The organism is Pseudomonas sp. DW-iso17 (genome assembly GCF_058725345.1).
The window spans coordinates 462,005-482,021 of record NZ_JBZXEA010000032.1 but is presented as its reverse complement, the minus strand read 5'-3'; the positions used below and the strand labels follow the sequence as shown (position 1 = coordinate 482,021).

18 protein-coding genes are annotated in these 20,017 nt (G+C 61.0%); 7 read left to right on the top strand and 11 right to left on the bottom strand.

Translation table 11 applies throughout. The features are described from left to right. Positions 1-127 precede the first annotated feature (127 nt). On the bottom strand, positions 128-1,672 hold the full coding sequence (locus AC4PS6_RS20270) for an EAL domain-containing protein (protein WP_020302760.1): 1,545 nt from the start codon (positions 1,670-1,672) through the stop codon (positions 128-130). A gap of 255 nt (positions 1,673-1,927) precedes the next feature. Next, positions 1,928-2,806, bottom strand: a complete 879-nt coding sequence (locus AC4PS6_RS20265; protein WP_014718506.1) for a LysR family transcriptional regulator — start codon at positions 2,804-2,806, stop codon at positions 1,928-1,930. A gap of 77 nt (positions 2,807-2,883) precedes the next feature. On the opposite strand from AC4PS6_RS20265, the gene AC4PS6_RS20260 reads away from it, so the two are divergent. The 3 genes from AC4PS6_RS20260 (at position 2,884) to AC4PS6_RS20250 (ending at position 6,526) form a co-directional block, all read left to right on the top strand. After that, positions 2,884-3,807: a DMT family transporter gene (locus AC4PS6_RS20260; protein ID WP_060767795.1), complete on the top strand. Its 924-nt coding sequence runs from the start codon at positions 2,884-2,886 to the stop codon at positions 3,805-3,807. Between the two features lie 246 nt (positions 3,808-4,053). Further along, entirely contained in the window at positions 4,054-5,130 is a 1,077-nt protein-coding gene (hppD, locus tag AC4PS6_RS20255; protein WP_014718504.1) for a 4-hydroxyphenylpyruvate dioxygenase, read from the top strand. Between the two features lie 235 nt (positions 5,131-5,365). Then, positions 5,366-6,526, top strand: a complete 1,161-nt coding sequence (locus AC4PS6_RS20250) for a dermonecrotic toxin domain-containing protein (RefSeq protein ID WP_336826682.1) — start codon at positions 5,366-5,368, stop codon at positions 6,524-6,526. A gap of 58 nt (positions 6,527-6,584) precedes the next feature. Here AC4PS6_RS20250 and rarD read toward each other — a convergent pair whose 3' ends face one another. From rarD to AC4PS6_RS20235, 3 genes are all read right to left on the bottom strand, one after another. Further along, the gene (gene rarD, locus AC4PS6_RS20245) at positions 6,585-7,466 is read right to left on the bottom strand and encodes an EamA family transporter RarD (RefSeq protein WP_014718502.1); all 882 of its coding nucleotides are present in this window, start codon (positions 7,464-7,466) and stop codon (positions 6,585-6,587) included. A gap of 36 nt (positions 7,467-7,502) precedes the next feature. Further along, entirely contained in the window at positions 7,503-8,513 is a 1,011-nt protein-coding gene (locus AC4PS6_RS20240) for an aldo/keto reductase (protein WP_492180947.1), read from the bottom strand. A gap of 81 nt (positions 8,514-8,594) precedes the next feature. Further along, positions 8,595-9,497 (bottom strand): LysR family transcriptional regulator, encoded by a 903-nt coding sequence (locus AC4PS6_RS20235; protein ID WP_014718500.1) that lies wholly within the window; start codon positions 9,495-9,497, stop codon positions 8,595-8,597. 101 nt (positions 9,498-9,598) lie between these two features. On the opposite strand from AC4PS6_RS20235, the gene AC4PS6_RS20230 reads away from it, so the two are divergent. Next, entirely contained in the window at positions 9,599-10,303 is a 705-nt protein-coding gene (locus AC4PS6_RS20230; RefSeq protein ID WP_014718499.1) for an SDR family oxidoreductase, read from the top strand. A 48-nt stretch (positions 10,304-10,351) separates the two neighbouring features. Here the strand turns inward: AC4PS6_RS20230 and AC4PS6_RS20225 are convergent, their stop codons facing one another. After that, a complete protein-coding gene (locus tag AC4PS6_RS20225) occupies positions 10,352-11,662 on the bottom strand; it encodes an MFS transporter (protein ID WP_032903042.1) in 1,311 nt (436 codons plus the stop codon). Between the two features lie 157 nt (positions 11,663-11,819). On the opposite strand from AC4PS6_RS20225, the gene AC4PS6_RS20220 reads away from it, so the two are divergent. Together AC4PS6_RS20220 and AC4PS6_RS20215 are read left to right on the top strand one after the other, a co-directional pair. After that, on the top strand, positions 11,820-12,920 hold the full coding sequence (locus AC4PS6_RS20220; protein ID WP_032903043.1) for a sugar diacid recognition domain-containing protein: 1,101 nt from the start codon (positions 11,820-11,822) through the stop codon (positions 12,918-12,920). A gap of 133 nt (positions 12,921-13,053) precedes the next feature. Beyond that, complete coding sequence (locus tag AC4PS6_RS20215; RefSeq protein WP_019817067.1) at positions 13,054-14,193, top strand: glycerate kinase; 1,140 nt, start codon at positions 13,054-13,056, stop codon at positions 14,191-14,193. On the opposite strand, the gene AC4PS6_RS20210 is transcribed toward AC4PS6_RS20215, so the two are convergent. From AC4PS6_RS20210 to AC4PS6_RS20195, 4 genes are all read right to left on the bottom strand, one after another. Continuing rightward, a complete protein-coding gene (locus tag AC4PS6_RS20210) occupies positions 14,183-15,295 on the bottom strand; it encodes a class II histone deacetylase (RefSeq protein ID WP_019817066.1) in 1,113 nt (370 codons plus the stop codon). The genes AC4PS6_RS20215 and AC4PS6_RS20210 overlap by 11 nt on opposite strands. Next, positions 15,292-16,446, bottom strand: coding sequence for an MFS transporter (locus AC4PS6_RS20205; protein WP_336826613.1), 1,155 nt, complete (start codon positions 16,444-16,446; stop codon positions 15,292-15,294). Before AC4PS6_RS20205 ends, AC4PS6_RS20210 begins: the two co-directional genes overlap by 4 nt. A gap of 22 nt (positions 16,447-16,468) precedes the next feature. Further along, positions 16,469-17,341: a transporter gene (locus AC4PS6_RS20200; RefSeq protein ID WP_122299686.1), complete on the bottom strand. Its 873-nt coding sequence runs from the start codon at positions 17,339-17,341 to the stop codon at positions 16,469-16,471. A gap of 99 nt (positions 17,342-17,440) precedes the next feature. Next, a complete protein-coding gene (locus AC4PS6_RS20195) occupies positions 17,441-18,412 on the bottom strand; it encodes a helix-turn-helix transcriptional regulator (protein WP_102666207.1) in 972 nt (323 codons plus the stop codon). Between the two features lie 227 nt (positions 18,413-18,639). Here AC4PS6_RS20195 and AC4PS6_RS20190 point away from each other — a divergent pair, with 227 nt between their 5' ends. Beyond that, positions 18,640-19,152 carry a GNAT family N-acetyltransferase gene (locus tag AC4PS6_RS20190; protein WP_492180944.1) on the top strand — a complete coding sequence of 171 codons (513 nt, stop codon included), beginning with the start codon at positions 18,640-18,642 and terminating at the stop codon, positions 19,150-19,152. Positions 19,153-19,275: 123 nt separating this feature from the next. Here the strand turns inward: AC4PS6_RS20190 and AC4PS6_RS20185 are convergent, their stop codons facing one another. After that, complete coding sequence (locus tag AC4PS6_RS20185) at positions 19,276-19,983, bottom strand: aspartate/glutamate racemase family protein (RefSeq protein WP_032903051.1); 708 nt, start codon at positions 19,981-19,983, stop codon at positions 19,276-19,278. Between the last annotated feature and the right edge of the window lie 34 nt (positions 19,984-20,017).

The window sequence follows — 20,017 nt, the reverse complement described above, 5'->3', positions numbered from 1 at the left end:
GCCACGTCAACGAAAAAGACCCTTCTGCGAGTTCTGCACAGGCAGAAAAAATTGTAGTAGTTAATTCATTCCGAGTAAATCATGTCTTTTAAAGAAAGACCAATCTTTCATCGTAGACCGCGCAAGGCTATTCAACGATCCCCAAGGATTTAATGAATTCATCGCAGGGTAATGGTCGGCCAAACAGGTAACCCTGTAGGAAATCCACGCCTTGGGCCACGAGGTATTCACACTGTTGGGCTGTTTCTACACCTTCGGCAACAATGCCTAGATCCAGCTTGACCGACAACTCTATGATGCTGTCGAGAATATGCCGCGACAGCGCATCTGCACCGATCATGGCGACAAAGCTTTGATCGATCTTCAAGTAGTCGACATTGAAATTGCGCAAATAGCCCAAGCTGGAGTGGCCGGTGCCGAAGTCATCAATGGCGATCATGACGCCCAGTTGATGCAGGGCCTCGAACAGCCGGCGGGTGGTCTCGGTGGGTTCGATCAGCTCCCGCTCAGTCAGCTCCAGCACCAGGGTGACCTGGCCGGGTGGGAACGCGGCCAGAAATTCCTGGCAGTCCTGCACCAGCGCCATGTCCTGGCAATGGCGTGCAGTGATGTTCACGCCGATATGAAAGCCGGGGCTGAAACGTGCGGCGTGGGGCGCCAGTTGCGCGGCGGTCTGGCGCAGCAGGGCGCGGGTCATCGGCACGATCAGGCCAGAGTCTTCGGCCAGGGGAATAAACAGGTCCGGGCGCACCAGGCCTTCTTTGGGATGCCTCCAGCGCATCAGCACCTCACAGCCGGCCCATTGGCGTGTGTCACCCCGTACCACCGGTTGGAAATACGGGATGAACTCATTGGCGCCCAAGGCGCGTTGTAACTCGTGGGTTGGCGCGGACGAGCGTTTTTGCAGCCAGTGAGCGAGCAGCCCCGCCAATATGCCGAAAAACACCACCAGGCTGAACAGCGCCGGATACCGCGCCTGCATGTAGCGCCAGACTTCACCCTGGGGCATCCCGGCTTCGACACTGTAGCGATAGCGCTCGGAAGCCAGGCGTTGTGGGGCCACGGCAAATACCGGCAACGCGCCTTGATGCACCTTGCCGTCGGCCCCCAGCCAGTTCGGGCCGACTTGCAATACCAAGTACGCGTAACGGCTGATCAAGCGCAAGGCGTTGGTGAGGTGGTAACCGTCAACCGAGGCAAACGCGCCTTGATCGCCTTCCACCAGGCGGTACACCAGCAGGGCGGTATCGGGTGTAACGGGGTTACCTTTCATCAACCACAGGCGCCCATCCACATAGTCGTCCGGGTTGACGGGCGATTGGTAGCGACCGCCAAACAACGAGCTGCAATAGATGTTTTTCTGCCAGGACAGCGTCGTGGCCCGCACAAACGGCCGGCGCGTGACTTGTTCACGTAGCGCCAACTTGGCGCTGCTGTCACAAGGTTTACCGGCCAGCGGCAGCAAAGCCTGGGCAGCGATGGCGGTATTGTCGAGCATCAGGTCGAACTGGCGCACCGCTTCTTGAGCGGTTTGCGCCGTGCTTTGCTCAAGGGTGCGCTCGGCTTGCCAGTACAGAATCACAACCCCCAGCAAGATGGGCAACACGCCGCTGGTTGCACTGATGAAATAGCGTGCGGCTCGGCTTCGTGGGCCTTTGACAGTCAGGGGCATAGGGGCAGTCAGTCGCGAGAAAAAGAGTGAGATAAGCCGATGATAGATGGCATTACGCAGGCCTGCTCACTTGTTTCAAGCGGGTTGACCTCGCCGTTCGGTCAGTGGTGGCGGGGATCAGGCACCGCCCCCGCCCGAACCCGCAAAGTCCGTTGAAGTACAGAGTGTGGAGGGTGTCGCCGACGCTGCGTTTCACTACATTGGGTGACTATGTAGGGTGCGACGCATGAGAGGACGCTGCGCATAGCCAGGTCACTAAGTGAGCGAGGGGTACAACCCTTGCGCCAGCTCGATGAATGCCAGGGTAGCCGGGGAGGACTGTCGTCGATCCAGCACCGCCAGTCCGATCCGGCGTGGGACCTGCGGCGCCAATGGCAACGCCACATAACGCCAGTCGCTATGTTCCGGCAAGGAGGCCTGCGCAACCACACTCAAACCATCGCCCCGACTGACCGCCTCCAACGTACTGAGCAACTGCGCACAGCGGTACCGGACTTTGGGCTGCAATCGGGCTTGACTGAACAAGCGCATCACCAGCTCCGACGAGCCGGCTTCAGTCAGAATAAAGGGTTCATCGCAGAGCGCTTGCAGGGGCACGGCCTCAAGGGCGGCCAACCGGTGCCCGGCCGGTAGCAGCGCCACCAGTTGATCTTCCAGCAACGCGACCGTATCGAAGCGTTCCTGCTCCAGCACCACAAAACCGATATCCACCCGGCGCTCATCCAGCCACTGAATGACCTGGCGATCAGGCCCTTCATCCACATGCACTTCAATACCCGGATAAACCTGGCGAAAGCGCCTGAGGATAGGCGGCAACAACCGAACCGACGCCGTCGGCCCGAACGAGCCGATACGCAGCGTGCCACGCTTCATGCCGCGTGCATCCGCCGCTTCCTGCTGCAAGGTGTTGGCCAGCCCCAGCATGGCCCGGGCGCGTCCCAGCAATTGTGCGCCGATTTCGCTCAGTTCCACCGCCGTCTGATGGCGCCGAAACAACTCCACCCCCAGTTCCTGCTCCAAGGCCTTGATCGCGTGGGACACCGCCGACTGGCTGATACCCAGGCGATGCGCCGCACTGGTAAAACCTTGCAGTTCGGCCACCAGAGAAAAGATTTCCAGTTGGGTCAGGGTCATGAGTAAAGGCTCATTTTACGATGAGAAGTGATTAGCCAAAGAATACGCCCATTCGTCCCTCACCTGAGCACCGCCTTATGCGTCACGTCGCCGATGGCCTCACTTATCTGAAGCTTGCCGCTGTCACCATGATCTGGGGCGGCACCTTTGTCGCAGGGCGCTACCTGGCTGATCAGGTCCACCCGCTGCTGGCCGCCACTCTGCGTTTCACCTTGGCCAGCGCAGCATTGCTGCTGTTCATGGCCGCTTCGCGCACGGCCCTGGTGCGCCCCAGCACGCGCCAATGGGGCCAATTGGCGGTGTTGGGGTTCTTCGGGATTTTCTTTTACAACCTGTGCTTCTTTTATGGGCTGCAGTACACCAATGCGTCACGCGCCTCGTTGATTGTCGCGTTGAACCCGGCGGTGATCGGCCTGGCGTCCTGGTGGTTGTTCAAGGAGCGCCTGGGCCGCATCAAATGTATCGGTATCGCGTTGTGCCTGGCAGGCGCGGCGACCGTCATCATCAGTCGCAATCCCCAGGCATTGCAGGGCGCGACCATGGCCTGGGCCGGTGACCTGCTGATCCTCGGTTGCGTGGCGGGGTGGGGCGTTTACACGCTGTTCTCCCGTGGGCTCAATCAGAGCCTGGGGCCGTTGCAGACCGTGACCTGGTCGGTGCTGCTGGGCACGCTGATGCTAAGCGTTACGGCGCTGGTTTCACCCAGCGTGACCATGGCAGGGCTGCACGCTATTGATCTGCCGCAACTGCTCAGCCTGATGTACCTGGGCGTGATGGGGTCGGCGCTGGCGTATATCGGCTATTACGATGGCATTCGTCGCATAGGCGCCACACGGTCCGGGGTGTTCATCGCGCTCAACCCATTGACGGCGGTCATTTGCGGCGCGGTGCTGCTGGACGAACCGCTGACGATGGCGATGTTGGTGGGGGGGGCGGTCATCCTGCTGGGCATCTACCTGTGTAACAAACCCCTTGCGCAGGGCAGGGTAATGGGGATTTGATAAGACTACGGACAAACCCGGTTACGCTGTGTAGAATCAGTTTACGCATACAAGAATATGGACTTGCGCTCACGCAAGCCTCGGCCGTCAGAGACTGATGACACCATGAAGCTACTTGGCTCCCCCCTCATCTTTGGTGACTTTCTCGCCCGCAGCGTGCGAGGCCTTTCTTGTGCGCCACCCTCCAGCCTCATCCTTGCTCGCAACTAAACAATTGCTACCTACAAGAATGATGAGGCATCGAACATGACCGACCAACACGCAAACCCAATGGGCCTGATGGGCTTTGAATTCATCGAATTCGCCTCGCCGACCCCGGGCACCCTGGAGCCGATCTTCGAGATCATGGGCTTCACCAAAGTGGCCACCCACCGTTCCAAGAACGTGCACCTGTATCGCCAGGGCGAGATCAACCTGATCCTCAACAACGAACCCGACAGCCTCGCTTCCTACTTCGCGGCCGAGCACGGCCCGTCGGTGTGCGGCATGGCGTTCCGGGTCAAGGACTCGCAGCAGGCTTACAAGCGCGCCCTGGAACTGGGCGCCCAGCCGATCCACATCGACACCGGCCCGATGGAATTGAACCTGCCGGCGATCAAAGGCATTGGCGGTTCGCCGTTGTACCTGATCGACCGTTTCGGCGAAGGCAACTCGATCTACGACATCGACTTCGTCTACCTTGAAGGCGTTGACCGCCATCCGGTAGGCGCTGGCCTGAAGGTCATCGACCACCTGACCCACAACGTCTATCGCGGGCGCATGATCTATTGGGCCAATTTCTACGAGAAGCTGTTCAACTTCCGTGAAGCGCGTTATTTCGATATCAAGGGCGAGTACACCGGCCTGACCTCAAAGGCCATGAGCGCGCCGGACGGCCAGATCCGGATCCCGTTGAACGAAGAGTCGTCCAAGGGCGCCGGGCAGATCGAAGAGTTCCTGATGCAGTTCAATGGCGAGGGGATCCAGCACGTAGCGTTCCTCACCGACGACCTGATCAAGACCTGGGACGCGCTGAAGAAGATCGGCATGCGCTTTATGACCGCGCCGCCAGACACTTACTACGAAATGCTCGAAGGTCGCCTGCCGAACCATGGCGAGCCAGTGGATCAATTGCAATCGCGCGGCATCCTGCTGGACGGCTCGTCGGTTGCCGGTGACAAGCGCCTGCTGCTGCAGATCTTCTCGGAAACCCTGATGGGCCCGGTGTTCTTCGAATTCATCCAGCGTAAAGGCGACGATGGGTTTGGAGAGGGCAACTTCAAGGCGCTGTTCGAGTCGATCGAGCGCGACCAGGTGCGTCGTGGTGTGCTGACCGCCGATTGATCGACAGGCTAAAGCAAAACAGCCCGGTTTTTACCGGGCTGTTTTGTGCCTGATGCAGCGTGTTGCAAATGGCCTGTGGTTTATTGGGAACAGACGTTTCTTGAAATATCACTCAGAGGGTAGGGCGCAGACAATCCCTGCGTGTCCAATATCAAGAGGCCCTCTTATGAATGTGAATTCTCCTCCCCTTCAACGCCCGATTGGCCCATCTACATCAACCGAGCAGATACGGCCTGTGCGCAATGTTCGTTCAGCCGGTAATGCAGACCCGGTCGATCAGGCGCGTAAAAAGTTTCTCGATGACAGTGAAACCGAGTATGTGGGCAACACACTCACCGCCAAAGCGCATCAACTGACGGAGGCCGCGCTGTCACCCAACAAACCGGGAAGTCCAGGGGTGCAGGTCTCGACATTTGCCGTTGATGGTGTTCAGTCCAACGACCTGATAATGATCAAGCGGGTGCCGCTTACAGAAGAGGGGCCTAATTTCGTCCTGTACATGCCGGAAGACGACGTGACCTCGTTTCATGAGTTCGATAATGCGCAGCAGATGACGGACTGGCTCAAAGACGTGGCCAATGATCCGATTGAGCGCAAGCGATTTACGAAGCATTTTGCCAATGATCAAGCGCCCAAGCAGGAGGAGCGGGTCAACCAGAAATTTGGCATGTTCGCTGATGGCGATAGCAATGCAGTGGTGGGAAGTTTTGGTTATGAGAAGGGGGATATCTTCGAGCGTTTAAACAAGGACACTTCGATCCCACCTGCTCAGGTCGACGGGCTGGTGCGAACGCAGCTCTATAAACTGGAACCCGATGGCAAGGCGTTTTATGTCGGATATCGGCCAGATGGAGAAGCCATCGTCTATAGCTACGACGCTTATGGAAACTTGCACGGCGACGGACAAAAAATGGGCGCCAAGAAGCGCAGATTCTATTTCGTTCAAAATGGGTTGAACGAAAACAAACCGCTTGAACCCATGACGTTCAATGCGTTCCGCAAAAAAATAGCCAGTGTTTCCTTGGGCAATGTGGGTGCCAATAATCTAAACGGTCTTTACGACGAATTCCTGAAGCAACTCAGAAGTCCTGGGCATGGCCTCGCCACCGCGTTGAAAGCGCTGGGTGTTCCTGAAGACATAGCCCACTCCATCGAAACCATCGCGAAAGACCCCGTCAAAGGAACGTTGCTTGAATTGAACCGCGACAACCGTATCGGCAAGCTGTTTGGTGTCGATCAGCAAGAGATGGATGCCAAGCTGGAAAGCGCAGGCAACCAAGCTCAACACAACATCCCCTATTACGGTAAGTGGCGAGAGAGGTTGGAAGATACCGCCACCGTCATTGAACAAGTTGCCGGCACACCTGATGTGCCGACAACCGAAGTCAGGACCTGACTCAATTGACAGAGGGGTACGGACGCCCCCACAGCCGACATCCACTCTCAGCCTCCCATCAAGCCCGGCGCTGACGCACCAAATGTTTGAATCCCTCATACACCAGCACCATCACCGCCAGCCAGATCGGAATATAGGTCAGCCACTGTCCGCCCTCGATCCCTTCGCCCAACAGCAACGCCACCGCGAGCAGCAATACCGGCTCCACATAGCTCAGCAGCCCGAACAGGCTGAACGCCAACAAGCGACTGGCAATGATGTAACTCACCAGCGCCGAGGCACTGATAAGGCCCAGCATGGGAATCAATGCATAGAGCTTTGGATGCCCATCCAGTACGGCAAAGCCTTGTTCGCCGCTTTGTACAAACCACCAGGCCACCGGCAGCATCAACGCCATATCCAGCCACAGCCCTCCCAGATGATCAGTGGTCAGGTATTTACGCACCACGAAGTACACCGGGTAGCCGATGATCACTACCAGTGTTGCCCAGGAAAAACCACCGGCCTGATACAGCTCATTCAGCACACCCAGCGCGGCAAACACCACAGCAATCTGTTGCAGCCGCGACAGGCGCTCGCCGTAGACCAGGCGCCCGGTGAGCACCATGGTCAACGGCAGCAGAAAATACCCCACGGACACGTCCAGGCTGCGCCCATTGAGCGGCGCCCACATGAACAACCACAACTGCACGCCGAGCAAGGCCGACGACACCAGTACGCCGCCGACCAGCCGTGGCTTGGCCGCCAGCATGCGCAGCAGTTCCCAGACCCTGCGCCACTCGCCGCTGACGAGCATGAACACCGTCATGCAGGGCACGGTGAGCAGCATGCGCCAGCCGAAAATCTCCAGGCCACTCAGGGGCGTAAGCAGTGATGTGAAGTAATACATCACGGCAAACAACACCGAGGCCAAGACCGATAACACAACACCTTTAGACACGCTGCCCTCGCGAAAGCCAATTATTGCGCGGGTAGTCTACAGGCGTGCCAATCGACCGGATACAAAATGCCCGACATCGTTGAACCCCGGCGAGGACGAATGCCCTGGCGTAACCAACGAATCAATGAACGCCTCGTCCTCAGCGCTGATCTTCACCGCCAGCGCTCCGGTGTAGGCGTCCCACTGCGCCTCGGTTCGCGGCCCGACAATCGCCGAGCTCACCGCCGCATTATTCAGCACCCAGGCGATTGCGAACTCGACGATCCCCACGCCACGCCCTTGAGTGTATTGCTGGATCTGCTGGGCAACGCGCAGTGATTCAACCCGCCACTCGGTTTCCAGGATGCGCTTGTCCTGGCGCGCGGCACGGCTGCCGGGCTCGGGCGTGACGTCCGGGGCGTACTTGCCGCTAAGGACCCCTCGGGCCAGCGGGCTGTAAGGCACCACACCCAGGCCGTAGGCCGCTGCAGCGGTGATCTGTTCTATCTCGGCCTGACGGTTGACGATGTTGTACAGCGGCTGGCTGATAATGGGTTTATCCACGCCCAGGCGTTCAGCCACGCGAATCACTTCAGCGATGCGCCAGCCTCGGTAGTTGGACAGGCCCCAGTAGCGGACTTTGCCCTGGCGGATCAGGTCGCCGATGGCGGACACGGTCACTTCCAACGGAGTGTGGTGGTCTTCGCGGTGCAGGTAGTAGATGTCCAGGTAGTCGGTATCCAGGCGTGCCAGGCTGGCGTCCAGCGCGTTGAACAGACGCTTGCGGCTCAAACCGCTGCGGTTGGGCACGCCGTCGGTAGGGCCGAAGCCGACCTTGGAGGCCACCACCCAATCCTGGCGGTTGCGTGCAATCGCCTCGCCGACGATTTCCTCGGAGCGTCCGCCTGTATACACGTCAGCTGTATCGATGAAGTTGATGCCCTGGTCCCAGGCCTTGTCGATGATGCGCAGCGAGTCTTCGGTACTGGTCTGCTCGCCAAACATCATGGTGCCGAGGGTCAGAGCGCTGACCTTTAACCCGGACTGACCCAATGTACGGTAAATCATGCAAAGCTCCTCATGGCAGGTAAACGTGAGTCATGCAATACCAGACCCGAGCGCTCTGGAACAAGCCCTGAGCGGATTTGTTCATGCGCGTAGCAAAGTCTCGCAACGGGCCTGTAAAAAACGATGCAGCACTTTCACGCGTTCTGACACTTGCAGGCGGTGAGGGCACATCAGGTTGAATGGCGTGGGTTCGCCTTGCCAGTCGAGTAGCAGGGGCACCAGCCGCCCAGCCTGGATATCACGGGCCACGTCCAGGTTGGCTTTATAGGCAATGCCATGCCCCGCCAACGCCCAGCGGCGGACAATCTCGCCATCGTCGCTGAGATAGTCACCGCTCACTTCAACCTCCTGGAGCAAGGTCCCCTGGCGGAAATACCAGGTGCTATTGGCCTGGCCCCGGCGCATGTAGCGCAGCGTGCTGTGGTGGGCCAAGTCTTCGGGCGTATGCGGGGTGCCGTGGCGCGCCAAGTAGTCGGGGCTGGCGCAGGCAATGCGATGGTGATCGGGTACCACCGGCAGGGCCACCAGGCTGGAGTCTCTCGGCACGCCAAAGCGCAAGGCGATGTCGACAGTGTCGCGAAACAAATCGGCATTGCTGTCGTTGAGCAACAGTTGCAGACGGATAGTGGGGTGCTCCAGCTTGAACTCATCCAACCAGCCCAACAGCACATTGCGACCGAAGTCCGAGGGAGCGGCCAATTGCAATAAACCACTGAGGCTTTGGCCTTGTTGCTTGATGGCATGTTCGCCTTCGGACAGGGCTTCCAGCGCTACCCGCACGCTGTCCAGATAACGCCGGCCTTCTTCGGTCAGGCGCATGCTGCGGGTGGAGCGGGCAAGCAGGCGGATGCCGAGACGGGTTTCAAGGCGCTTGAGGGCGATACTCGCGGCCGCTGGCGTGAGGCCCAGGCCACGGGCGGCGGCCGTCAGGCTACCGGTGTCGGCGCTGCGCACGAAGACTTCAAGGTCGAGAATCGAGCTCATTGATAAAAATCCTTTAAAGATCTTGTCGTTTTACCCGGATTTTTCATCGATTACCAAGCTGGGAAGATGAACGTTCACTTTCTGACCCAGGTAGTTTTCTCATGACCTCTTCTCTGAGCGGTAAAACCATCATCGTCATCGGTGGCAGCAGCGGTATCGGCGCGGCAGTTGCCCAGGCAGCCTTGGCGCGAGGCGCGCATGTGATCGTGGCCGGGCGCCGCTTGGCGCCAGGTTCCGACAGCGGGCTGCGCAACGAGCCGGTGGACGTCACCGACAGCGCCTCGTTAAAGCAGTTGTTCGAAACCGTGGGGCGCTTTGACCATCTGGTCTACACCTCGGGGCCTTCGGTGCGGGCCAAGCCTTTGATCGAAACAGACCTGGATGAAGCCCGGGACAACTTCGATGTAAAGCTCTGGGGCGCACTACGCGCCATTCAACACGCGCTGCCGTTTTTGCACGAGCAGGGCAGCATCACCCTGACCTCGGGCCAGTTGGGGCGCAAGTTAGCGGCAGGGCAGTTCATCAAGACGGGCATTAACGCTGCGACCGAGGCCTTGGGCAAGCAACTGGCCAAGGAACTGGCGCCGCGTCGAGTCAATGTGATCAGCCCAGGGGTGATAGACACACCGGCCTATGCAGGGCTTGGCCAAGAGCAACGTTTGGCAATGTTTGCCAAGGCGGGCCAAGGGTTGCCGGTTGGGCGGGTGGGGCAGGCTGAAGAAGTGGCGGCGGGGTATGTACTGGCCATGGAAAATGGCTTTATGACCGGTGCGGTGGTTGATATCGACGGTGGCGGCCTGTTGTAAATACATGGCCCAAGTGGGAGGGAGCAGATCCCTCCCACGTTGAAGGCGTCAGGCCTTGAGCGTGCGCGTCATCCGCAATGCCAGAACACTGCCGCTCACAATCACCGCCGCCAGCAGGTACAACGCCACATCCGTAGAGCCGGTAGCATCCTTCACAAAACCCACGATATACGGGCTGAGAAACCCCGCCATCTGCCCCATGGAGTTGATCAACGCCAAGCCACCCGCCGCCGCACCCGCGCTGAGCATCGCGGTGGGCACCGGCCAGAACATCGGCAGGCCGGTGAGGGCGCCCATGGTGGCGATGGTCAGGCCGAGAATGGCGATAGCGGGGGTGGTGGCGAAGTTAACGGCGATCACCAGGCCAATGGCGCCCATCAACATCGGTACCACCAAATGCCAGCGGCGCTCCTTGCGCAAATCGGCAGAGCGGCCCACCAGCAGCATGAACACTGCCGCCAACAGATACGGAATCGCGCTGAGCCAGCCAATCACCAGGTTGTCGCTGAAACCCATGTTCTTGATGATCGACGGCAGCCAGAAGTTGATCGCATATACGCCACTCTGGATGCAGAAGTAGATCAGGCCGAATGCCCAGATCGCCGGGTTCTTGAACACTTGGGCCAGGGAGTCGCTGGTGGTTTTCGGCTTGTTTGCCAGGTCTGTGGCCTGGTCAGCTTCCAGTACCGCACGCTCATGGGGCTTGAGCCACTTGGCGTTGGCGAAACTGTCACTGAGCAGGAAATAGGCGAGGGCGCCGAGGATCACGGTCGGGATGCCTTGCAGCAGGAACATCCACTGCCAGCCCGCCAAGCCACCTTGGCCTGCGGCAAAGTGATTGAGAATCCAGCCGGAAAACGGGCTGCCGAGCAAACCGGACACCGGGATCGCCGACATGAACAGTGCCATGATTCGCCCACGGCGGAAGGTCGGGAACCACTGCGAAAGGTACAACACCACACCGGGGAAGAAGCCGGCTTCAGCGGCACCGGTGAGCAGGCGCAGGGCGTAGAAATGCGTGGGTGTGGTCACAAACAGCAGGCATGTGGAGAGCGTACCCCACACGATCATCATCAATGCGATCCAGCGCCGCGGGCCAAACCGGGTCAGCGCCAGGTTACTCGGCACGCCGCACAGCACGTAGCCGATAAAGAAAATCCCGGCCCCCAGGCCGTACACGGTTTCACTGAATTTCAACGCATCGAGCATCTGCAGCTTGGCAAAGCCAACGTTTACCCGATCGAGGTAATTGAACAGATAGCAGATAAAGATGAAGGGGATCAGGCGCAGGGTGATGCGCTTGTAGATGGCGTTCTTATCGTCATCGCTGGCCAGTGCGGCAGTGGCGCTCTGTGACATGGGATTCTCTCTTTATTATGATTTTTCGCGGTGCGAGGGTAACGTTGACCGCCCTGACAGTCTCGGTGACGTGACGGGCAGCTGTCTTTGTGCTGGCGCACAGTCAAGCTGCCTTTGCGCTGTGCCGGTGAACAACCTTTTTTAGGAAATTAGCCCCATGTTCGAGCTGGATCATGCCCTGGCGCAGGAGATTGTCGATCGCACCATGGCAATCCTGCCCTATAACGTCAATGTCATGGACAGCCAGGGCTTGATCCTGGGCAGCGGCGAGCCGGAGCGTATCAACACACGCCATGAAGGTGCGCAATTGGTGTTGGCCAATGGGCGTGTGGTGGAAATCGACGGGCAGACCGCCAAGCATCTCAAGGGTGTGCAACCCGGCATCAACCTGCCGCTGTTGCATGATCAGCGCCTGATTGGCGTGCTGGGTATCACCGGAGAACCAGATGGGTTACGCACCTACGCCGAACTGGTGCGTATGACCGCTGAAATGCTGGTCAGCCAACGCCACCAGCAGGCCGAGCAACAATGGCGGCGCCAGCGTTGCGATGATCTGCTGGCCCTGCTGTTGGCCGACAGCAGCGACTCCCCGCGCCTGGTGGACGAAGCCCAGCAATTGGGGCTCAAGCCACAACTGGCGCGCACGCCGTACCTGTTTGAATTGGGCCCGGGCCAAACGGCGGAGGCCCTGAGCGCCTGGCTCGCCAGCCGCTACCCGGACAGTTGGTGCGTCAGCTCTGCGCAGTTCTCCTTGCTGTGGTGTCGACCTGCTGCGGTGCAGGTCGATAACCCCCGCTTGCTGGAAAAGCTCGAGGGCCTGGGTTGGAACATCCAGCGCATTGCCATCGGCGGGCAAGCGGAGGGCTTGGCGGGGCTGCGCCGCTGTTACCGCCGGGTAGGAGATCTGCTGGCTTATGGCCGCGATATCCTGCCGCAATCACGCCTGTTGACCCTCAACCGTTATCGCCTGCCGGTCATGCTTTGGCGTCATCGCAACGACGACGCCCTGGACGAATTGCTCAACCCGTTGCGCAAGGTGTTGGCCAAGGACAGCAACGGGCAACTGCTCGCCACGTTGCGCAGTTGGTGCGAGCACGACGGGCAAAGCCAGGCGTGTGCCGACGCCTTGGGCATTCACCGCAACAGCCTGCGCTACCGCATGGAACGCATAGCCGAACTCAGCGGCGTAGACCCGCTGACGCTAGATGGGATGCTTGCCTTGTACCTGGGCGTACAACTGCTGCCCCACCCCCTGTAGGCGCGAGCAAGCTCGCTCCTACAACGGGCATTGTAGAAATGAACAACAATCCCGCCCCACACTTGTGCATCGGCCCCGCGTCATTGCCCCTGCCAACTGGCAGCATGGGCGTTATAAAAACCGGAGAACGTCCATGAAAATCGTGATCGCCCCTGACTCGTTCAAAGACAGCCTGAGTGCCGCAGGCGTCGCCCAGGCGATTGCCGAGGGGTGGGCCGAGGTCTGGCCGGATGCGCACGTGCTTCAATGCCCGATGGCCGATGGCGGTGAAGGCACGGTGGATGCGGTGCTCGCCGCGTGTAAGGGGCAATTACGTCGGCAAACAGTCCGAGGCCCGCTGGGCGACAGCGTCGAAGCACGTTGGGGCTGGTTGGCCGACAGCCATACCGCGATGATCGAGATGGCCGAGGCCAGCGGCCTGCAACTCGTCGCGCCGGGGCAGCGCGACGCCTGTTCCAGTACCACCTATGGCACCGGCGAGTTGATCCGCGCCGCGCTGGATGCCGGGGCGCAGCGCATCATCCTGGCGATTGGCGGCAGTGCCACCAACGATGGCGGGGCGGGAGCGATGCAGGCCCTTGGCGTGCAGCTATTGGATAGCGAACGTCAGCCACTGCCGGCGGGTGGGTTGGCATTGGCACGCCTGGCCCATATCAGCCTTGAACAACTCGACCCGCGCCTGGCGCAGGTGCGTTTTGAAATCGCCGCCGACGTCAACAATCCCCTGTGCGGCCCCCACGGTGCCTCGTCGATTTTCGGCCCGCAAAAAGGCGCGAGTCCCGAGCAAGTGGCACACCTGGACGCGGCCCTTGGGCACTTCGCTGACCATTGCGCTCAGGTGCTGCCCAAGGATGTGCGCGACGAACCTGGCAGCGGCGCCGCCGGTGGCCTGGGCTTTGCTGCCAAGGCGTTTCTCGCTGCCCAGTTTCGTCCAGGGGTTGAGGTAGTCGCTGAACTGGTTGGCCTCGATGAAGCGGTGCGTGGCGCCGACCTGGTAATCACCGGTGAAGGTCGCTTCGACGCCCAGACGCTGCGGGGAAAAACTCCGTTTGGCGTGGCGCGCATTGCCCGGCGACACGGCGTGCCGGTGGTCGTGATCGCGGGCACCTTGGGCGACGGCTACGAGCAGATGTACGCCCACGGTGTGGATGCAGCGTTCGCCTTGCCGTCGGGGCCGATGTCTCTGGAGCAAGCCTGTCACGAGGCGCCGCGCCTGTTGCGTGAGCGGGCCTCGGACGTTGCACGGGTATGGCGCCTGGCAGCTACTCGCTGACCCCGCGCGCCAGCCGCTCCACCCACTGCTCTTGAAACCCCTGTAGCTGCGCACCGGGTTGCTGCAACTGCACAAATTCAAGCATCGGGTCTTGCACCGCCGTGCGCACTCCGCTCAGTTCCTCCAGGGTCGCCAAGCCGCAGAACGGCACATAGGCTTCGCTGTAGCCGCCTTCATGTACCAGCACCAGGCGGCCCTGGCACAGACGCTCGGCGGCCAGGCGCAGGGCGCGGGTCAGCAGCCGGAACGATTCACTGTGCAACAGCATGCGCGCCAACGGGTCGACGGCGTTGGCGTCATAACCACAGGCGACGATGATCAACTCCGGCTCGAAGCGCTCCAGCGCGGGCACTACGATGCGTTCCATGGCGTGTAGATAGGTGGCGTGGCCACTGCCTGGCGGCAAGGGGATATTGATGTTGGCCCCCACGCCCGCCCCGCGGCCGCGATCCTGCTCGCCGCTGTAACCGGGCGGGTAGCAGCCGTCCTGGTGCAAGGATACCGTCAACACATCGGCCCGTTCTTCGAAGATCGACTGCGTGCCGTTACCGTGGTGCACATCCCAGTCGATCACCGCGACTTTGCCCAGACCGTTGCGGGCCTTGGCGGCCTCGATGGCAATGGCAATGTTGGCCAGAAAACAAAAGCCCATAGCACTGTCTGCCAGGCAGTGATGACCCGGTGGCCGCGACAGCGAATAGGCGTTGTGCGCCTGGCCCTTGAGCACCATGTCCACGGCGGCCAGGGTCAGTCCGGCGGACAGTTGCGCAATTTCGAAGCTGCCCGGCCCAATCGGTGCCTGGGGGCCAAGCTCACCGCCACCCGCATCGCTCAAGGCCTTGAAACGCTGCAGGTAAGCGCGGCTGTGGACCCGCAGCAGATCCTCTTCACTGGCGGGCGGCGCGCTATGCAGTTGTAGTTGGCGGCTCAGTCCGGAGACATCCAACAGGCTTTTCAGGCGGCGCTTGGTCTCCGGTGACTCGGCATGCCCGCTGCCGGCCGGCGGCTGCACCCAGCCGCCCACGGGCAGGGTCAGCGCATGGGCGCCGGCGCTGTGCCACAGGCTCATTTCGTCGAAAAAAAATGCGGTGGTTGGGTTCATACCGGTTCCAGTTCAGTGGGGGAATGGGGACGGCTGGCGACGATCATCACCAGAGACAGCAAGGTGATAGCGGCTGCACCAAGCAGCAACAGGCTGAAACCGCCGCTGGCCTCGATCAGGCGGCCAGCGAGCGCCGGGCCGATGGCCAGGCCGCCGCCGATGACCAGGTTGGAGGCGTTCATCAGCTTGCCGCTGTGATCAAGGTCGGCCAGGCAGGCCAGGATCAGCGGCAGAATGAAGGTCCAGGTGAATTTGAACAGCAGCGCCGCCAAAGCAAATCGCAGCAATGCGGGCTGGCCGAACAACAGAAGCACCGCTGCCGCCATCAACAGGTAGCCCAGCAACAACAGCACTCCACGCGGCAAGCGGGTCCCGATCAGTGAAGCGCTCGCGGCCCCGGCAATGCCCATCACGGTGGCGATGGCGAGGATGTCGCCGCTGTGCTGCGCCGAAATCCCGGCACTGGCGCCCAAGGCACCGATAAAGGTCCAGACGCCTCCCAAGCTGATATAAAAGGCCAGGACCGCGCCAACCCCCAGGGCGGCTTTCCAGCGTGAACCGGGCAAGACCGGGGCGCGGCTGGTGGGCAACGCACGGCTACCGGCGGGAAAAGCCCGCGCCAATGGCAGCAGCAGAGCCATCAACCCTGCCAGGATCAGGTAGCAGGCATTCAAACCAAACCGTTCGAACAAACCAGGCAGCACCACCAGGCCGACGGCACCGACGATCAACTGCCCCATCACCCACAAACCATAGACTCGGCTGGGATTGGCGGTGGTGGCGGCACTGGCCAGGCAGAGGATCATCAACGAACCGCCGGCCAGGGCGCTGGCCCCGCGCAACACCAGCAGCACGGCGTAGGTGTCGGCGAGCATCGACAGCAGGTTGGCCGCAATGAACAGCAGCGCGGCGACCCGGGCGGCAGTGCGCCAGTCAACCCGCTTGAGCCACCACCAGGCGGGCAAGGTCGCCAGGCTCATGGCGCCCAGTTCCACGGAAAACAAGTCGCCAATCCGCGCCGGGCTCAGTTGCCATTGGCTGGCCAACTGCGCGGCCACGGCGGGAGCAGTCATCAGGAGGGTCGGAGTGATGGCGGCAAACAGTACGATCGCCGCCAGCCGTGCCGTTATCGCAGGGTTGGAAATGGGCATTTTCAAGCTCCAGGGAAAGGGGTCAGAACACATGCACGAGGCGCAACAGCGCTTCGGTGCCGGCATAACCATTGGAAGCCGCAACGTGTTGCGAAAGGCTGACCATCAGTTGGTTCTGCCGGTCGAGCCAGTGCCCGAGTTCGAAGCCGACTTGGGTGTAGCGCTTGTGGGTATCGTCGAGGCGACGGTTGTTGAGGCGCAGGGCGCCACCGTCGGCCTGGATCAGGCGCAATGCGCCGTAAGTGGCGGAGCTGAAGTCATACGAGGCAAAAGCCTGCAGGCGATACAGCGGGGCTTGCTTGAGTTCGCTGCCGAAGTAATCGTCATTGCGGCCATAGAGCTGGGCTTCCAGGTTGGCTTCCAGCACCCATTTCTCACCGATACCGTGGGTGTAGTTGTAGACAAAGGTGGCGCCCCAGCGATTGGCACCGGGGGACACGTCCGGGTTTTGGCTGTGGTACTCACCTATCGGCACAGTGATCAGGCTCAACAAGCCGCTGTAAGTGCGCGTCACCGGGTCGTTGACGAAAAACAGCGTGCCGCCCACCTGTGGATCGCCCAGGCCGCGCTCGCGGCTGCGCTGGTTGGCGCCGGGAAGGCGTGCGCTGATGTCGGCAAAGGGCAGGATGAATTGCGGCGTGCACAACGTGCCGCAGGCGTCGGTGAAATACACCTGACGGTAGGCCACGGCGTTGACCCTGAGGTCGGCCTTGCCGGTGCTGTCGGCGGGGCCATGGAAATCGCTGGCACGGGTGGCGGGCAGGTACAGCACACCCAGGCGGGTGCCCGGTGGGGCGGCGAAAAAATCGCGGGCGTTGAGGTCGGCAGCCTGGCTGTCGAGGCTGAACAGGCTGGCGCACAGCACTGTCAGGTTACGTAGGCGCGTTAAAGTCATGGCGAAGCGTCTCGTGTTAGAGGAGGCCGGAAAATGGGCAACAGCAGCCCGTGACCGTAAAAAACGACCGTGGCAAAACCGTGGGAGAAGCGGGCAGGGTCAGTCGGGCGGGGCGTGCACCAGGTGCGCTATGCGCGCCTTGTCCTTGACGCCGAGCTTGGCGTAGATGGCGCGAATATGGTGGCGCACGGTATTGGGCGAAAGGCCAAGGTCGCGGGCCACTTCCTTGTAGGTCTTGCCCTCGCCGAAGCCTTGGGCCACGTCGTTTTCCCGTGGGCTGAGCTGGGGCAGGGCACGGTTGAGGCGCGCGGCCAACAGCAATTGGTCGCCCACTGGGGACGCCTGGATGTGGATGCGCTTGCCGTCATACCCGCGCTCATCGAGCGGCACCGGCAGGGTGGGGCCACACCATTGCGGCCATTCGCTGAGCAGCAGGTCGACAAAACCGCGCTCGGCGCATTGCAACACACCCCGGGGGTCGCACACCGCCAGGGCCAGATTGCGCGGGCTGGCCAGGGTTTCACGCATGGCCACCAAGGTGCGGATCTGGTTTGCCGAGACCGCCGCCACCAGGTGCAGCATCAGGTTATTGAGCAACTGGCAATCCTGCGCGTTGAACGTGGGCGCAGTGGGCTGGCGGTAGAGCGTCAGGTGGTGGCTGAGGTGGGTTTGCGGGTCGATATGGATGACACACAGCAATTCACCTAGGCCGTGGCGATGCGCTAGCCAGTTCAAGGCGCTGCCGCTGGCGGGGTCGCGCATATTGATAATTACTGCCTCGCCAGGCGCGGCATGCACCCGTGCAACGGTCACGTCCAGATGGCGGATTGACTGCCAGTCCGCCAGGTAGTCGGGCGGCAACTGGTAGAGGTAGCTGTTGTGCTCTTGCGGCAGACCGTTGATGACAGCCGAGCGCCCCCACCAGGCACTGTCGAAGGCCAGCAATTGGCTGACGCGTGCCAGGGCATGGCACTGGAAGTGTTCGATGTCCTTGTGTTGGGCCAAGCGTTGCAGGTCCAGGGTCAGGGTGCTGAAGGCCTGCAACAGGCCCGAGTAATCAAGACGGCTCATGGGTATTCCTCTGTGGGACTTTTTTTGTTGTTCTCGTCACAGGGTGAAGGCCGAAGTGTCGGGTTGACGGGGCAGGGCCTGAGCTGAGTATCGGCGCTGCGCATAGGGATCGCCATCGTTCAGATGCAGGATGGTGCTGGTTGGCTGGTAAGAAAACGCCCGACTCGTCAGCCAGGCGCTTAGCCTCTACACTGGCCCGCCACTTGTCTTTCAAAGGATGAAATGCAATGCACCCACCTGAACCGTCTATCGTGATCCAGCGTTTTACCGAGGCCCACCTGGAGGGCGTCGCCTCGCTATACAACGAGCCGGCTGTTTGCCGTCAGGTGCTGCAAATGCCTTTTCAGTCGGTTGAGATGTGGCGCAAGCGCCTGGTGATGGATAACGAGCGGCGCCTGCAACTGGTGGCGTTGCAGGGCGGTGAGGTGATTGGCCAATTAGGGCTTGAGCAGTACCTGCGCGTACGCCAGAGCCACGTTGGTTCGTTGGGTATGGGCGTGGCGCCCGCGTGGCAGGGCAAGGGTGTCGGTTCGCGGCTGTTGGCGGCCGCGCTGGAGGTGGCCGACAACTGGATGAACCTGCGCCGTGTGGAGCTGACGGTCTACGCCGACAACGAGCCTGCGCACAACCTGTACCGCAAGTTCGGCTTCGAAGTGGAAGGGCGGCTGCGCGATTACGCCCTGCGCGACGGTATGTTTGTCGACACCCTGAGCATGGCGCGCCTGCGCACGTCGGCTTGATCCTGTAAAACTGTGGGAGCGGGCTTGCCCGCGAAGGCGGAGTATCAGTCACTGAATCTTCAACTGAACCACCGCTATCGCAGGCAAGCCAGCTCCCACACGGGTCATGCATTGCCCACAGAGTCAGCGCCCGGTACAGATGCCCTGCAAGGCAAACCCCACCGCGGCCTGCGCGTGCAACGCGGTGGTGTCCAGCAGCGGCAGTGCGCTGTGTTCGGGCTGGATCAGCAGGCAGATTTCCGTGCAGCCAAGAATAATCGCCTGAGCGCCGCGTGCGGCGAGAGTCTGGATCGCCTGCTGATACACCTGGCGCGAGGCGTCGCTGATGACGCCCACGCACAACTCTTCATAGATGATTCGGTGCACCGCCTTGCGTTCATCCGCGTCTGGCACCAGCACGGTGAGCCCCTGGCCGGCGAGGCGCGATTTAAGGAAATCCTGCTCCATGGTGAACGCGGTACCCAACAAGCCTACCGTCAAGGTCCCGGCCTCCAGGGCCGCAGCCGCCGTGGCATCGGCAATATGCAGGAAGGGAATCGACACTGCCGCCTCAATGCGCGGTGCCACTAAATGCATGGTGTTGGTACACAGCACCACACAATCAGCCCCCCCGGCCTGCAAGCGTCGCGCGGCATCTTCCAGGATCAGCGCGGTATCGTCCCAACGCCCGGCATGCTGAGCCTGTTCCACCGGGCCGAAATCCACGCTGTACATCAACACTTGCGCCGACCGCAGCGGGCCGAGCTGGTCGCGCACACGCTGGTTGATAAGGCGGTAATACTCGGCGCTGGACTCCCAGCTCATGCCGCCGATAAGGCCGATGGTGCGCATGTGGTGCTCCGGACAAAAAGTGTGGCTTCACCTT